Raw genomic sequence first — 15,587 nt, forward strand, 5'->3', positions numbered from 1 at the left:
GCCGCGCCCGTCACGCGGCACCCGGAGGGCCGGCCCGGTCGCGCCCGCCCGTCGCTCAGCCGCGCTGCGGCAGCGCCGCCGGGTTCGCCACGTTGATCGGCGCGCCCGCCGCGTAGGCGAGGAGCTGCGCCACCGCCGCGTCGTAGAGCGAGCGCAGCGTGCCCCATTCCACGTAGCCGAGATGCGGCGTGCAGAGCGCGTTGGGCAGGTGCAGCAGCGGATCGGCCGCGCCCAGCACCGGCTCCTGCGCGAACACGTCGACGGCGGCGTGGCCGGGGCGGCCGGCCTGGAGCGCCGCCACCAGCGCGCCGGGCTCGATGATCGTGGCGCGGCTGGTGTTGACCAGCAGCGCATCGGGCTTCATCCGCGCCAGGTCCGCCGCGGTGACGATGCCGCGCGTCTCGGGCGTCGAGAGGATGTGCAGCGAGAGCACGTCGGCGGCGGCGAAGAATTCCTCGCGGCTCGCCGCCGCCTCGTACCCCGCCTCGCGCGCGCGGGCGAGCGAGCCCTCGCGGCCCCAGCACAGCACGCGCATGCCGAAGGCGCGCCCCACCGCGGCGACGAGGCTGCCGATGCGGCCGAAGGCGTAGATGCCTAGCGTCCTGCCGTGCAGCCCGGTGCCGACCGAGCCCTGCCACTGCCCGCCCTTCAGCCGGTCCACCTCGGACGGGATGTGGCGCAGCGCCGCGAGGATCAGCCCCCAGGCCAGCTCCGCCGTCGGGTGCGGCCCGCCGGAGCCGCCGGCCGAGACCGGGATGCCGCGCTCGGTCAGCGCCGCCACGTCGAGATGGCCGAGGTTGCGGCCGGTCTGGCTGATGAAGCGCAGGTTCGGCAGGCGCTCGATCACCGCGCGCGACAGGGCGGTGCGCTGCTGGAGCAGCACGATGGCGTCGAAGGGTTCGAGGCGCTCGGCCAGGGCGGCCGCGTCGGGCGGGGTGTCGTGGAACACCGTGACCTGGTGCCCGGCCAGACGCTTCGCGGCGTCGAGCTGGCGGAAGGCATCCTGGTAGTCGTCGAGGATCGCGATCTGCATGCGCGCTGGGTCCGTCCGCTTCCCGGCGGGGCGCGTCGGCGGGCCGGTGGCCGGCCGGGCGCCTGCTTCCCCCCGCCTGTTGTCTCCCGGCCAGCATGTCGCCGGGCGGCGGCGACGTAAACGGGGCGAGGTGGCGGCGCGCGCGGCGCCCGGCCGGGGCGGGGCCGGCGCCGCCGCCGCGGCGGCGGCGCCGGCATCCGGGCCGCCGGGAACGGGGCGGTTCGCCGGCCCGGCTCGCCGGATCGGCGCGCGGTGCCGAGGCAACGGGCCAGGGGGGGCCAGGGGGGGCGGGCCAGGGGGGCGGGCCAGGGGGGCGGGCCAGGGGGGGCAGGAATGCCGTGCCGGCACGGCATCCGGCGCGGTCCACCCCCGCCCCGAGCGCGCTTTCCCCCCCGCACCACTGCCTGTACAAGCTTTCCATGAGTCGACGGCCTGCCGATGCGTTCCGCAACCCCGCCCTGATCGCCACCTCCGATGCGCTGGCCGCCCTCTGCGAGCGGCTGCGACAGGAGCGGTTCGTCACCGTCGACACCGAATTCATGCGCGAGCGGACCTACTGGCCCGAGCTCTGCGTCGTGCAGCTCGCGGGCGACCACGAGGTGGCGGTGATCGACGCGCTGGCGCCGGATCTCGACCTCGCCCCGCTCGGCGCGCTGCTGGCGGACCCGGCCGTGGTGAAGGTGTTCCACGCGGCGCGGCAGGACGTGGAGATCTTCCTGCTCAAGTTCGGCGCCGTGCCGGCGCCGCTGTTCGACACCCAGGTGGCGGCGATGGTGGCCGGCTTCGGCGACCAGGTCAGCTATGACGGCCTCGTCCGGGCGCTGGCCAACGCGCAGATCGACAAGGCGCACCGCTTCAGCGACTGGGCGGCGCGGCCGCTCTCGCCCTCGCAGATCGCCTATGCCGCCGCCGACGTGACGCATCTGCGCGCCGTCTACACCGGCCTCCGTTCCCGGCTGGAGCGCGAGGGGCGGCTCGACTGGGTGGCCGAGGAGATGGCGGTGCTGGCCGATCCCGCCACCTACCGCCCGGACCCGGAGGCGGTGTGGGAGAAGCTGCGGCCGCGCACGCACAACCGCCGCTTCCTCGGCGTGCTGCGCGCCGCCGCCGCCTGGCGCGAGCGGGAGGCGCAGCGCGTCAACATCCCGCGCGGGCGGCTGGTGAAGGACGAGACGCTGCTGGAGATCGCGGCGACCGCCCCGGAGAGCGCGGCCGAGCTCGGCCGGGCGCGCGGCATCGGCAAGGGCTTCGCCGAGGGCAAGAGCGGCGCCTCGCTGCTGGCCGCGATCGCGGCGGCCAAGGCGCTGCCGGATGCCGAGATGCCGGAGCCGCCGCGCGAGCGGGCCGGGCCCTCGCCCTCGCCGGCGCTGGTGGCGCTGCTCAAGGTGCTGCTGGCCGCCAAGAGCGAGGAGCACCACGTCGCCCCCAAGCTGCTGGCCAGCACGGACGAGCTGGAGCGCCTCGCCGCCGGCGAGGCGGGCGACCTGCCGGTGCTGCACGGCTGGCGGCGCGAGGTGTACGGCGAGGCGGCGCTGGCGCTGCGCGAGGGGCGGCTGGCGCTGGGCGTGGACGGGCGCAAGGTGCGGCTGATCACCGCGGGGTAGCCCCCCGCCCATGCGCCGCGCGACGGCGGGAAGCCGGCGTCAGTACTCGTACTCGTAGGACAGCCCCACGCGCTGCCCCGCCGCCCCCGCCCCGGCCCCCGCCTGCAGGCGCAGCCGCGGCGCCAGGTCCACCTGCACCTGCACGCGCGTCGAGCCCGCATCCGCGCCCTGCTGCACCCCGACATAGACGCCCTGGCCGATGTAGCGCCCCGCCTCCAGCGCCGGCACGTCGGAGCGGTTGCCGGCGGTGCTGCTCGCGCCCGCGGTGTTGCCCGAGGCGACGCCGAGCGTGTCGAGCGAGAGGAAGCGGCGGATGCGGGCGAAGATGCCGTCGCTGCCCTCGCCGATCAGCCCGGTCTGCCCGGCCACGAGCTGCGCGATCTGCGCGAGCTGGAAGGGCGAGAGGCGGCCCGAGGGCTGGTTGAACAGCAGCCGCGCCAGCACCTCGTCCTGCGGCAGCTCGGGCTGCGAGTAGAAGGTGACCTTCGGGTCGTTGGGCGAGCCCTCCACCTTGACGAACAGCGTCGCGTCGCTCGCCGGGGCGGTGGCGAGCAGGTCCAGCTCCGGCAGGATCGAGCCCGGGTGGAACTGCATCACCCCGCGCGTGAAGCTGATTCGCTTGGTGACGATGTCGATCGTGCCCCGGCGCAGATCCAGCCGCCCGTCGATCGAGGGCGCGGCGGCGGTGCCGCCGATCGCGAGCTGCCCGCCCAGCTCCACCTCGATGCCGCGCCCGCGCACGAACACGCCCTGCGGCGCCTGGAACTGGATGGCGAGCGCCATGGGCGGCGCCGGCACCGCGGCGGCGGGCGGCGGCGGCGGGGGCGGCCGCCGCGTGCCGGGCGGCGGCGTGCCGCGCTCGCGCACCGGCAGCTCGCGCACGGAGGGGGGCAGGTTCTCGGGGATGCGCAGCTCGGCGCCGAGCAGCCGGATCGTGCCGGCGATGCGGGAGGCGCCGGTGGCCTCGCCGGTCGCGCGCAGGTCGGCGTTGAAGGTGCCGGTGCCGAAATCGCCGGAGACGGGGGCGGCGTTGCGGGCGGTGACGGCGAGGTCCATCGGGATTCCCGGCACCATCGGGTCGAGCGAGCCCTGCACGCCGAGCGTGCCGCCGTTCGGGGTGCCGGCGTCGAGCCGCACCGCCAGCCGGGTGCCGCCCGCCGCCGAGACCGTGCCGCGCAGGTTCACCACCCGCACCCCGTGGGCGAGGTTGCGGTACTCGCCGTTCGAGAGCGTCGCCTGGCCGCCGATCTGCGGCGCCCCCACCGTGCCGGCGACGCGCAGCGCCAGCGCCAGCCGCCCGGTGAAGCGGTCGGCGCCGGCGGCGAGGAAGGGGGCGGCGAGCGGGGCGAGGTCGGCATTGCCGTCCAGCGTCGCGGCGAGCGGCGAGGCCGGCGCGAAGCCGTTCGGCAGCCGCGCCGTGGCGCGCAGGCTGGTGCCGCGCCCGGCATTCACCGTGGCGCTCACCTGGGCGGCGCTCTGGCTGCCCTGCACCTCGGCGCGCAGATCGACCGAGGGCAGCCCCTGCGACCAGGGCGCGGTGACGCGCAGGCCGTCCGCCCGCAGCGTGCCCTGCACCTGCGGTGCCGAGGTCTCGCCGGTGACGCGCAGGTCGGCGTTCAGCGTGCCCTGGAGCGGCGTGTCGGGCGCGAAGCCGTTGGCGATCGCGGCCGGCAGCCGGTCGAGCACGACGCGCAGGTCGGCGCGGCTCGGCCCCCAATTGCCGCTGGCGCGCAGCGTGCCGCCCCGGTTGGTGGTGAGGGTCAGGGATTCGGCCACCACGGCGCCGTCGTCGCGCAGCAGCAGCCGGGCCGGCGCGGCGAGGCGCACGCTGTCCTGGCCGTAGCCGAGCTGCATCTGCGCCAGCTCGACGCGCCGGCCGCCGGCCGCCGCCGCCACGCCGCCGCGGATCGCGGCATTGGCGCCGGCGCCGCGCCCTTCCACGGTGAAGCTCATGTCGTCCAGCGTGCCGCGCGCCGTCGCCGCGAGCTGCGCCGGGCCGGAGCCGGGCACGGTGAGGCCCGGCGTCTCCAGCCGCGCGTCGATGCGCTGCTGGCGCCGCGCATCGGCGTCGAGCTTCGCGGTGAGCAGCAGCCGCCCGGCGATGTCCTGCCCGGCGAGGCGGGCGAGCGGGCACAGGTCGTCGGCCTCCAGCCGCAGCTCGCCCTCGTAGAGCGTGGTCGCGGGGTCGAACACGCCCGAGGTGGTCAGCCGGGCCGGGCCGAAGCGCACCTCGGAGGGCTCCAGCCGCAGCCGCTCGCCATCCGGGTTGCCGCGCACCGCGGCCGTCACCGGCAGGTCGCGGTAGCGGCCCTCCAGGTCGAGCCGGACCCGCGGCGCCGAGACCGGCGTCTCGACCCGCGCGAAGAGGCGCGGCGCGCCGAGGCTCTGGCCGGAGACGACCAGCCCTTCGCCGTTCAGCCGCACCTCCACGGTCGGGTCGTCGCGCGGCCCGGTCGCCGTGCCCTCGGCGTGCAGCGTGCCGGCGGTGCCGGGTTGCAGCCCCGACAGGTCGCGCACGTCGAGGGTGAAGCGGGCATCCAGCGGGTCGGCGATGCGGCCCTCGGCGGCAAGCTCGGCGCGCTGGCCGCGCACCGTCAGCCGCTCCACCTGCTCGGGCGTCGCGGCGAGGCTGATGGCGGGGGCGGCGCCCAGCGCCGCGTCCAGCGCCGGGATGCCGCTGGCGAAGCCGTCCGGCTTCGCGTCCAGCACCAGGCGCGGCGTGGCGAAGCTGCCGCCGATCGTGGCGTCCGCCTGCCAGTTGCGCCAGCGGAAGCCCTCGGGCACCAGCGGCCGCAGCTTCGCCGCCTCGTCCAGGTCGAGATGCGCCCGCAGGTCGAGCGACTGCGCCGGCAGGCCGACCGTGCCGGATGCGAGCAGCCTTGCCGCCGGCAGCGCCACGCGCGCCTCGCGCAGCGTCACGGTCTGGTCGGCGGCGAGGTCGGCGTCGAGCAGGAAGTCCACGCCGGGGACCAGGGCGCGGAGATTCTCCGGGATCAGCGGCGTGCCGACCAGCCGCCCCTCCAGCCGCCCGCCCGCCGCGCCGTCCGTCGAGGCGTGCACCGTGCCCCGCGCGTTCAGCGTCACGTCCGGCCCGATGGCGGCGGCGATCCGCAGATCGGCGCCGGAGGCCGGACCGGAAAGGTCGAGGTCGAGCGAGGTCGGGCGCCCCGGCAGCCCGACCAGGCCGGAGACCAGCCCGCCCGGCGGCTCGCGCAGCCGCGCCTTCGCGTCCAGCCGCTCGCCGTTCAGGTCGGCGTCGAGGTCGAGGCTGAGGCCGGCCGGGGCGTCGAGCTGGCGCAGGGCGAGTTGCGCCCGCGCGGCACCGTCCGCCAGCGCGGCGTTGCCGTTGACGGAGAGCACGGCGGCATGGCCGGCCACCGCCTCGCCCAGCTCGATCCGGTCCACCGCCAGCCGGTCCAGGCGCACGGCCAGGGGAAGCCGCGGCAGGGAGAAGCCGCCGCCGCCCGACGGCTCCGGCTCGGCCGGGGTCTCGCTCTCCGGCAGCCGGTCGAGCCGCAGCCGGCGGGCGGCGACCACCTCGATCCGCGCCTCCCGCTTCGTCGCCAGGGCCAGCCAGTCGAGGCCGAGCCGGGCGTCGTCCAGCTCCAGCCACGGCCCCTTCGCATCGGCCATGACCAGCCGGCCGATGCCGACACCCGCCGGCAGCGGGCCGGAAAGCCCCTCCAGCGTCATCCCCGGCACCTGCTCGTTGGCGAGCCGCACCAGCATCGCCTGCCCCGAGGGGCTGTTCACCCAGGAGAGCCCGCCCGCCACGGCGATCAGCGCCAGCATCGGCAGCGCCGTCACGGTGGTGACGAGCACGCCGAGCAGGCGCAGCAGGAAGCGTCCGGTACCCCGGAGGAAGCGTCGCATCAGAAGGCCTGCCCCAGCCCGACATAGATCCCGTAGCCCGAGCTGCCCTCCTGCTTCTGCAAGGGCAGGGCGAAGTCGGCGCGGATCGGCCCGATCGGCGTCAGGTAGCGCACGCCCGCGCCGGCGCCGACGCGCAGGTTGGAGAAGGTGGGCGTCGGGTTGTCGCCCACCGCGCCGGCATCGACGAACAGGGCCATGCCGAGCGGTCCGCGGATGCGCTGCCGGAGTTCCACGCTGGCCTCCACCAGGCTGGCGCCGCCGAGCGGCCGGTTGCGGGAATCGCGCGGCCCGATGGACTGGAAGTCGTAGCCGCGCACCGAGCCGCCGCCGCCGGCGTAGTAGCGCATGTGGTAGGGCAGCGCGTCGCGGTCGGCGCCGGGCACCGAGCCCAGGGCGCCGCGCACCGCGACGATCGAGCCCGTATCCCCCCACAGGTCGAAATAGGTGGAGGCGTCGAGCCGCATGCGCACGAAGGTCTCGCCGCCGCGCAGCTCGTAGTAGGGCGTGACGTTGGCGCCCGCCTTGATGCCCCGCGTCGGGTTCAGCGGGTTGTCGGTGCTGTCGTAGCGCGCCCCGAGCTGCACGCCGACCAGCGAGTAGGAGGTCCAGTTGCCGTCGCGCCCGGTGCGGCCGATGTCGAAGGTCGGGCCGCCCTGGAGCACGAGCTGGTCGGTGATGCGCCGCTCCAGCAGCGCCGAGCCGGCGACGGCGTCGCGGTCGTAGGCCTCCAGGCGCTGGCGCAGGTAGGAGATCTCGGTGACCAGCGCGTAGTCGCTGTTGAACAGGTTCGGGAAGCGCAGGTTGGCGGTGGTGCGGAAGTTCGAGCGGCTGGTGCCGCCGCCGGAGCCGAGGCGCGACACCTCCGCCTCCAGCCGCAGCCGCTCGGCGCCGCCGAACAGGTTGCGGTGCTCCCAGTAGACCTGCCCGGTGGGGCCGAAATTCGTCTCGTAGGCGGCGGTGAAGCCGAGGGCGCGGCGCTTGCGCTCCTCCACCACGAAGGTCACGGGCAGGCGCCCCGACTCGTCCAGCCGCTCGGCGGCGCGGGCCTGCACGCTGTCGAACACGCCGAGCGCGTTGAGCTGGCGCCGGGTGCGGTCCAGCAGCAGCGGGCTGAACTGCCGGTCGGTGATGCGCCCGGCGATGTGGTCGAGCAGCGCGGTGCTGACGCGGGTCTGCCCGGTGACCAGGGGCCGGGCGAAATTCGCCACCGGCCCGGGGGCGAGGACGTAGGTCACGTCCATGGTGCGGGTGTTGTGGTCCACCACCGCGTCGCGCGGGGCGGCGGCGGCGAAGGGGTGGCCGCTCTGGCGCAGCCGCTCGACCAGGGTCGATTCGGCGTCCAGCACGGCGGCGGCGCGGGCGGGGTCGCCCTCGGCGATGCCGAAGGGGCGGTCGGCGGCCTCGGCCACCGCCTCCCGCGCCTCGGGGGAGGGCATGGGCGTGCCGGCGGCGCGCACCAGGATGCGGCCCATCGTGTAGCGCGGCCCGGGCTCCACGGTGATCCGGATCGGCACGCTGCGGCCGGGCTGGAGCTGCTCGACCAGATTCGGCGCGTCCGGCGGCCGGCCATCCACCGAGACCAGGATGCGGCTGGCGTAGTAGCCTTCCGAGCGCAGCACCGCGTCGAGCCGCGGCAGGTCGGCCTGGGTGCGGCCGATCACGCCGAGCGCGCTGGTCGGCGCCCGCTCGCGCAATTGCACGAGCTGCGAGCTGGCGCGCAGCGGGTCGCCGAGGTCGGAACCCTCGGGCGTCGTGATCTCGATGGTGTAGGGAACCGTGCCGGGCTCCGCGGGGGCGGGTGCCTCCTGCGCGCGCGCCATGCCGAGCATCAGGCAGAAAGGCAGGGCGATGCGCTTCAGCGTATGACGGGCCGGCACATCGTCATCCTGCAATCCACCCCCGATTCCCGGCGTGAACTATGAGGGGATCGGGATTCCACGCCAGTGGGCACGCCGGTGGGATAGCATCCCCGGCCGGGCTTGCGACCCGGCCGACGATCACGTCGGTGTCGGCCGCCTCACGTCCGCGCGAGGGCGGGAGCGCCGTCCGGCCCCCCTTGCCGCGCGTCGAGGCAGGGCCTGGCGGGCCGGCGGGGGCCGACGCCTGGAACGGCGCTACGGCGCGGCCAGCACGCCCGCGCAGGCGGCGGGCAGCCGGGGCGGCGGTCCGGGCGGCCGAGTCGCGGGCGCCCGCGAGGCCGGCGAGAACCACCAGTCCAGCGCCGTGCCGCAGCCATCGCCGGCCGGCACCGGCGCCTGCGGCTCGCACCCCGCGTCGCCGGCCGGGCAGCGCAGGCGCACATGCATGTGCGAATCGTGTCCGTACCAGGGCCGCACCCGGCGCAGCCAGGCGGCCCCCGCGAACTCGCCGCAGAGCCGGCGCTTGATCGCCGGGTTGACGAAGATCCGGTCCACCTCGGGCTGCTCGGCGGCCAGCCGGATCAGCGTGGCATGGGCCGGCCGCCAGCGTTCCGGGTCCACCGCGGCGCCGCCGGGCAGCACCAGCGAGGGGAACTGCACCGACTCGCGCGCGGCCGGCGGCAGCGGGGCGCCGGACAGGTCGAGCCAGACATCCACGTCGAGGCCGGTCTGGTGGCTGCCATGCCCGAAGGTCATCGGCCCGCCGCGCGGCTGCGACATGTCGCCGATCCGCAGCGGCGGCAGGCCGGCCGCCCGCGCCCGCCCGGCGAGCCGGGCGATCGTGTCGACCAGCAGCGGCGTGCCCCAGAAGCGGTTGCGCGAGCGGCGCACCACCAGCCAGCCCGGCCCTTCCGCAGGCAGGGCCTCGGCGCCCGCCAAGCAGCCGAGGCCGGCGCCGCCGATGCTGCGCGCCGGCCCCGCCGCCGGCAGGGTGGCGCGGCCCCAGGTCTCGCGCGCCGCCTCGCGCATCGCCACCAGCGCGTCCTGGGCGGCGGCCGGGGCGGCGGGGAAAAGGGCGGCGGCGAGGGCGACGGCGAGGCGGGCGGCCAGCGGCGCGAGGCGGGCCGGGACGGCGCCCCGGCGGGCGGGAATGGCGACGGCATCCTCCCGAAGGCGGCAGCGCATGGCGGGGAGCGATCCCACGGGCGGGGCGGTCCGCCGCGACCGCCGCCGGGGGGGCGGGCCCGCCACGGGCTCGGCCAGCATGTTCGGACCGCGATCGGCCATGTCGTTCCCCGCTTCGCCGGGATGGGCGGCGCCCGGGATGGTGGCGGCCGGTCGGGGCGTCGGCAAGGCGGGGCGTCGGCAAGGGGGGCGCGGGTGGGCGACGGCGGCCGGCGCGGCCGTGCCGGAACCCGCGGGGGAGGGGGATCGGATCTTCGGCCCGCGAAGGGACCTACGAGGGAACCGGGGGGGCACGCGGGGGGAAAGGCCCCGGCATGTTGCCCTCACCGTCGGAAGGAAGATCCGCTACAGTGATGGTGCGTTGCAGCATCTGGACGCGACCGGCCCCGCGCCGGCCGCGCCGCGTGACAGACGGTTAGGAGTAGGCCTTGGCCCGTTATCTGGTGACCGGCGGTGCCGGCTATGTCGGCAGCCATCTCGTCCGTGCCCTCGTCGACCGCGGCGATGCCGTCGTCGTGCTCGACGACCTGCGCCAGGGTCATCGCGCCGCCGTGCCGCCGGAAGCCGAGCTGGTCACCGTGGACCTCGCCGAGCGGCGGCAGGTGGCCGAGGTGTTCGCCGGCTGGCGCTTCGACGCGGTGTTCCACTTCGCCGCCCTCTCGCTGGTGGGCGAGAGCATGCGCGAGCCGCTGCGCTACTGCGCCGAGAACCTCGGCAACAGCCTGTGGCTGGCCGAGGCGGCGGTGCGCGCGGGCTGCCTGCGCTTCGTCCTCTCCTCCACCGCGGCGCTGTTCGGCTATCCGGAGCGGACCCCGATCGACGAGGACACCGCGCTCGCGCCGGTCTCGGCCTATGGCGAGAGCAAGCTGATGGTCGAGCGCGGGCTGGAATGGGCGGACCGCGTGCACGGGCTGCGCTCGGCCTGCCTGCGCTACTTCAACGCCGCCGGCGCCGACCCGGAGGGGCGGCTCGGCGAGGACCACGACCCGGAGACGCACCTGATCCCGCTGGCGATCAACGCGGCGCTCGGGTTCGGCCCGGCGCTGACGGTGTTCGGCACCGACTACGAGACGCCGGACGGCACCTGCCTGCGCGACTACGTCCACGTCACCGACCTCGCCGACGCGCACATCCGGATCCTGGAGCGGCTGGAGCAGGGGAGCTGCCGCTACAACGTCGGCAACGGCAACGGCTACTCGGTGCGCGAGGTGATCGAGACGGTGGAGCGCGTCAGCGGCCGGAAGGTGCCGCACACGCTGGGGCCGCGCCGGGCGGGCGACCCGCCGGTGCTGGTCGCCTCCAACGCGCGGCTGCGCCGCGACACCGGCTGGACGCCGCGCTACCCGGCGCTGGAGGACATCGTGCGCCACGCCCATGCCTGGCGCGTGGCGCATCCGCGCGGCTACGACGACCGCGGCTGACAGGCCTTCCCGCCGGCCGGATCGACCTGCGTGCCGGCGGCGACCGGGCGCCTGCCTCCCGCCGCCGGGGAGCGGCGCGGCGCGGAGGCCCGGGCGCCGGGGTTCACCGGCCCGCGCCGACCGGCATCGCGCGCGGAACCGCCCGGGAGGGCAGGGCAACCGCCGCGCGCAGGATCAAGGGGGCTGACAGGTCCTCATCCGGTGCGGGCCGCGCGCAACCGCCGCGCGCAGGATCGGGGGATCATGCCGATCCACGTCGACGCGGACCGGCGTGATGCCGCCAGGGCCGGTCGGCCCCGGCGTCGGATGCCGGCGGCGCGGCGGCGGTAGGGGTGGCGGCGCGATGGTGTCGGGGTGCCGATGCCGGACGCATGGGCACGATGCCGGGGCCGCGGCCCGGCCGGCCGGGCCGCGGGCAGCTGGGACAGCCCGGCGCGAAGGTCCCGCCGGGCCGGCCGACAGCGTCAGGAGAAGCGGAAGGTGCTCGGCATGGCCGCCGTCGGCTCGGCGGCGGTCGGCTGCTGGGAGGCCTGCGCCTCCTTCATCCGGGCCTCGACCTGCTTCATCAGCTGCACGAGCCCGTTGATCAGGCTCGGCACCTGGGCCAGCGGCATGATGAGCTGGCCGGCCGGGGCGACCTTGCCCTCGGGACCGGCCTGGCCGAGGTTGATGCGCACGACCCCGTGGGAGACGTTGGCATCGAGCATGCCGTCGGCGAAGATCGAATCCGGCATCGCGTGTCGTTCCTTATCCATTGGGCGCGCCGCTCACTGCTCCCGGAAGGCGCGGTGGAAGCTGTCGCGGATCGGCTGGGTGATGTAGCGGAAGAAGCTGCGCTCGCCGAGCTGCACCATCGCCTCGACCGGCATGCCGGGGGTGAGGTGGACATTGGGCAGGCGGGCGAGCTGGTCGGCATCGATCAGGATCTGCACCCGGTAGTAGGACTGGCGGGTGCGTTCGTCCGTCGCGACGTCGGAGGCGACGAAGGTGACGCGCCCGTTCAGCGACGGCACCAGGCGCTGCTTGAAGGCGGGCAGCCGGATCTGCGCGTCGAGGCCGGGATAGACCACGTCGATGTCGTTGGGCGAGAGGTTCACCTCCGCCACCAGCCGGTCGCGCACCGGCACCAGCTCCATCACCGGATCACCGGCGCGGACCACGGCGCCGGTGTTGAAGACGCGCAGGCCGATGATGATGCCGTCCTCGGGTGCGATGATCTCGCGGCGGACCGAGACGTCCTGCGCGGCGCGCAGCCGCTCCTCGGCCTCGGCCAGCTTGCCGCGCACGTCGCGCAGCTCGGTGGAGACCTCCTGCAGGCGCTGGTCCTCGATCTGCTTCATCTGCGAGCGCGCCTCGGCGATGGTGGCGCGGGCGCGGGAGATCTGGCCGGTGATGTCGCCGATCTGGCCCTCCAGCGCCGCGGCGTTGCGCTGCAGCGCCAGCACCTCGGTCAGGCGCGACAGGCCCTGGTTCATCAGGGCGCGCTTGACCTCCTCCTCGCGCCGGATGAGCACGAGCTGGCGCTGCGCCGCCACGTACTGCTGCTCGGCCGAGGCGATCACGGCGTTCTGCTGCGCGACCCGGTCCGCCAGCACGGCGAGCTGGCTGTCGAGGCTGACCCGGCGCGCCTCGAACAGGGCGCGCTGGCCGGCGACAGCGTCGGCGGCGCGGACGGCGTCCTGCGCCGGCTCGCCGCTTCCGCCCTCGGCGCTCCCGGCGGCGGCGAGCAGGGCGGCGGGGAAGGCGATCTCGCGCGCCCGGGCCAGCTCGGCGGTCAGCCGCGCATCCTGGGCGAGCAGCGCCCAGCGCTGGGAGCGGACGGTCTCCACCGTGGCGCTCGACTGGGTCTGGTCGAGGCGCAGCAACACCTGGCCGGCCTGCACCCGGTCGCCGTCATGGACCAGGATCTCGCGCACCGTGCCGCCTTCCTGGTTGGCGAGCACCCGGCGCTGCCCTTCCACCTTGATCTGGCCGGGCGCGATCGCGGCCTCGGAGAGGGGGGCGAGGGTGGACCAGGCCGCGAAGCCGCCGACGAACAGGGCGATCGAGGCCAGGCCGAACAGCATCACGCCACGCGTGCGCGGCCGCGGCAGGTCGAGTTCCGGCTCGGGCGCGGGAAGCCGCAGGGCGGGCGGCGCGGGGACGCCGGCGACGGGCAGGGAGGCGGCTTGGCTCATGGGGCGGCTCGGCTGGCTTCGAGGCGTACGGCGTTCGGGGCGTCGTCGGAGCGGGATTCGGGGGAGCGGGATTCAGGGGCACGGGATTCGGAGGAGCGGGCCTCGGCGGGCCGGGTCTCGGCGATCCGGGGCGAGGTCATCAGGCGCTTCATCACCTCGGCGCGCGGGCCGAACATCTCCACCGCGCCCTCGCGCAGCAGCAGCACCTTGTCCACGCCCTGCACCAGGGTCGGGCGGTGCGAGACCAGCACCACCGTGGTGCCGCGCTCCTTCAGCGTCTCCAGGGCGCGCAGCAGGTTCGCCTCGCTGTCGCCGTCGAGGTTGCTGTTCGGCTCGTCCAGCACCACGAGCTTCGGGTTGCCGAACATGGCGCGCGCGAGGCCGATGAGCTGGCGCTGACCGCCCGAGAGGTGCTGCCCGGCATCGCCGATCTCGGTGTCGTAGCCCTGCGGCAGGCGCAGGATCATCTCGTGGCAGCCGGCGAGCCGCGCCGCCTCGAACACCGCCTCCGGCTCCGCCTCGCCCATGCGGGCGATGTTGCGGAACACCGTGCCGTCGAACAGCTCCACGCCCTGCGGCAGGTAGCCGACGTAGCGGCCGAAATCCTCGCGCAGCCACTGGTACACGTCGGCGTCGTCGAGGCGGACATGGCCCGCGGTCGGCTGCAGCGTGCCGATCAGCATGCGGATCAGCGTGGTCTTGCCGGCCGCCGAGGGGCCGATCACGGCCAGGCTCTCGCCGGGGGCGAGCGCGAACTGCACCGCCTTGACGATCGGCACCGGCTGGCCGGGAAAGCCGAAGGAGACGCGCTCCACCGAGAGCCGGCCGGTCGGCGCGGGCAGCGGCAGGCCGGCCGGGCGCAGCCGGGGCTGCGACAGGAACTGCTGCAGCCGCTGGAAGCACTGGCGCACCTGCACGAGCTGCTTCCAGCCGCCGATCAGCATCTCGACCGGCGCCAGGGCGCGCCCGAGGATGATCGAGCCGGCGATCGAGGCGCCCGAGGTCAGCTCCTGCTGCAGCACGAGGTAGCAGCCGGCGCCGAGCACCGCGACCTGCACGGCGAGGCGGAAGAACTTGGTGAGCGAGACCAGCACCGCGGCGCGGTCGGCGGCGTGCTGCTGCGGCGGCATGCCCTCGGCCACGGATTCGCGCCAGCGCTGCATCACGCCGGGCAGCATGCCCATGCTGTCGATCACCTCGGCGTTGCGGGCGATGCTGTCGGCGCGCCGCTGCGTCGCCATCGCGGCGAGGTTGGCGCGGCGCAGCAGGCCGGCCGTGGTGAGCTCGTTCAGCAGCGTCAGGCCGAACAGGATCGCGGCGCCGCCCACGGCGATCCAGCCCATCACCGGGTGCAGCATGAAGATCACGGCGAGGTAGACCGGCACCCAGGGCACGTCGTAGAGCGCGAGCACGGCCGGCGAGCCGAGATAGGAGCGGCAGACGGCGAGGTCGCGCAGCGCCTCCATCCGGTAGGGGCTGCCGCGCAGCGTCGCCTCGATGGCGCGGGTGAAGCCCTCCGGCGCCACCTTCTGCTCCACCCAGCCGGCGACCCGCAGCATCACCTGTCCGCGCGTCGCCTCCAGCACCGCGAGCAGCATGATGGCCGCGATCGCGATCAGCGTCAGGTAGAGCAGCGTGTCGAGGTTGTGCGTCGCCAGCACCCGGTCGAAGATCTGCATCATGTAGATCGACACGGTGAGCTGCAGCAGGTTCACCACGCCGCTGAACACGCCCACCGCCAGGAACTGCGACCGGCACTGGCGCAGCAGGCGGGTGAGCGAGGTCTCCTTGCGGCCGCCCGGCAGGGCGAGGCTCGGCATCCGGCTCATCGCGTCAGACCCCGATCCGGCCGAGCAGGTCGAGCAGCTCGCGCTGCGTCGGGGGGTGCAGGGCGACCCAGGCGACCGGCAGGGCGGCGAGCAGGAGGCCGCAGAGCGTGGCCAGCACCAGCTTGACGAAGCCCGGCGGCCGCGGCATCCGGCCGAGATGCTCCAGCACCGCGTTCTGGCGGATCTCGGCGACCTGGTTGTGGAGCAGCCGGAAGGCGTGGCTGTGCAGGTCGGCGCTGGCCTGCCGGCGCAGCCGCTCGATCAGCTCGGGCGTCGCCGGCTGGCCGGCCTCGACCGCCATCGCGAAGGCCAGCCGGTCGGCGAGGCGCATCTCCTCCCGCTCCCGATCCGACAAGAAGTCGGCGAGCGACGGGATCGGGGCGGGTTCCGGCGGCACCGCGGCGTTGGCCTCGGGCTCGGAGCGGAGGGGCTGGACGGTCGCCATGGCGAGACGGGCTCCAGTTTTTGGAACGGCGATGGACGGATGGGCCGGGTATCGTCGGCGACGAGGACAACCGGAAAGTCGGAAGTCACGGCGAACGGGCCGGACGCCCGCACGCAGGAAAGCAGGCTAGCACGGATTCGGTAACAAATCCTGATTTCGGA

The 15,587-nt window shown here is 75.4% G+C and carries 10 protein-coding genes; 2 read left to right on the top strand and 8 right to left on the bottom strand.

The window, feature by feature from the left end:
- Nucleotides 1-55: 55 nt before the first annotated feature.
- Nucleotides 56-1,033 (bottom strand): D-2-hydroxyacid dehydrogenase family protein, encoded by a 978-nt coding sequence (locus M0638_RS03025; RefSeq protein WP_248665480.1) that lies wholly within the window; start codon nucleotides 1,031-1,033, stop codon nucleotides 56-58.
- Nucleotides 1,034-1,452: 419 nt separating this feature from the next.
- On the opposite strand from M0638_RS03025, the gene rnd reads away from it, so the two are divergent.
- Nucleotides 1,453-2,637 (top strand): ribonuclease D, encoded by a 1,185-nt coding sequence (gene rnd, locus M0638_RS03030; protein WP_248665481.1) that lies wholly within the window; start codon nucleotides 1,453-1,455, stop codon nucleotides 2,635-2,637.
- Between the two features lie 39 nt (nucleotides 2,638-2,676).
- On the opposite strand, the gene M0638_RS03035 is transcribed toward rnd, so the two are convergent.
- From M0638_RS03035 to mepA, 3 genes are all read right to left on the bottom strand, one after another.
- Nucleotides 2,677-6,510, bottom strand: a complete 3,834-nt coding sequence (locus M0638_RS03035; RefSeq protein WP_248665482.1) for a translocation/assembly module TamB domain-containing protein — start codon at nucleotides 6,508-6,510, stop codon at nucleotides 2,677-2,679.
- The gene (locus M0638_RS03040) at nucleotides 6,510-8,387 is read right to left on the bottom strand and encodes an autotransporter assembly complex protein TamA (RefSeq protein WP_248665483.1); all 1,878 of its coding nucleotides are present in this window, start codon (nucleotides 8,385-8,387) and stop codon (nucleotides 6,510-6,512) included. Before M0638_RS03040 ends, M0638_RS03035 begins: the two co-directional genes overlap by 1 nt.
- Nucleotides 8,388-8,624: 237 nt before the next feature.
- Nucleotides 8,625-9,554 (bottom strand): penicillin-insensitive murein endopeptidase, encoded by a 930-nt coding sequence (mepA, locus tag M0638_RS03045; protein WP_248665484.1) that lies wholly within the window; start codon nucleotides 9,552-9,554, stop codon nucleotides 8,625-8,627.
- A 428-nt stretch (nucleotides 9,555-9,982) separates the two neighbouring features.
- Here mepA and galE point away from each other — a divergent pair, with 428 nt between their 5' ends.
- Nucleotides 9,983-10,975, top strand: coding sequence for a UDP-glucose 4-epimerase GalE (gene galE, locus M0638_RS03050; RefSeq protein ID WP_248665485.1), 993 nt, complete (start codon nucleotides 9,983-9,985; stop codon nucleotides 10,973-10,975).
- A 464-nt stretch (nucleotides 10,976-11,439) separates the two neighbouring features.
- Here galE and M0638_RS03055 read toward each other — a convergent pair whose 3' ends face one another.
- The 4 genes from M0638_RS03055 to M0638_RS03070 are packed head-to-tail and all read right to left on the bottom strand — an operon-like array spanning nucleotide 11,440 to nucleotide 15,426.
- Nucleotides 11,440-11,709, bottom strand: a complete 270-nt coding sequence (locus M0638_RS03055; RefSeq protein ID WP_248665486.1) for a hypothetical protein — start codon at nucleotides 11,707-11,709, stop codon at nucleotides 11,440-11,442.
- A gap of 33 nt (nucleotides 11,710-11,742) precedes the next feature.
- Nucleotides 11,743-13,152 carry an HlyD family type I secretion periplasmic adaptor subunit gene (locus tag M0638_RS03060; protein ID WP_248665487.1) on the bottom strand — a complete coding sequence of 470 codons (1,410 nt, stop codon included), beginning with the start codon at nucleotides 13,150-13,152 and terminating at the stop codon, nucleotides 11,743-11,745.
- A complete protein-coding gene (locus tag M0638_RS03065) occupies nucleotides 13,149-14,972 on the bottom strand; it encodes a type I secretion system permease/ATPase (protein WP_248665488.1) in 1,824 nt (607 codons plus the stop codon). Before M0638_RS03065 ends, M0638_RS03060 begins: the two co-directional genes overlap by 4 nt.
- 13 nt (nucleotides 14,973-14,985) lie before the next feature.
- Entirely contained in the window at nucleotides 14,986-15,426 is a 441-nt protein-coding gene (locus M0638_RS03070; RefSeq protein ID WP_248665489.1) for a hypothetical protein, read from the bottom strand.
- Nucleotides 15,427-15,587 lie beyond the last annotated feature (161 nt).

Origin of the sequence: Roseomonas acroporae (assembly GCF_023223525.1) — a bacterium.
Lineage (GTDB): Bacteria > Pseudomonadota > Alphaproteobacteria > Acetobacterales > Acetobacteraceae > Roseomonas_E > Roseomonas_E acroporae.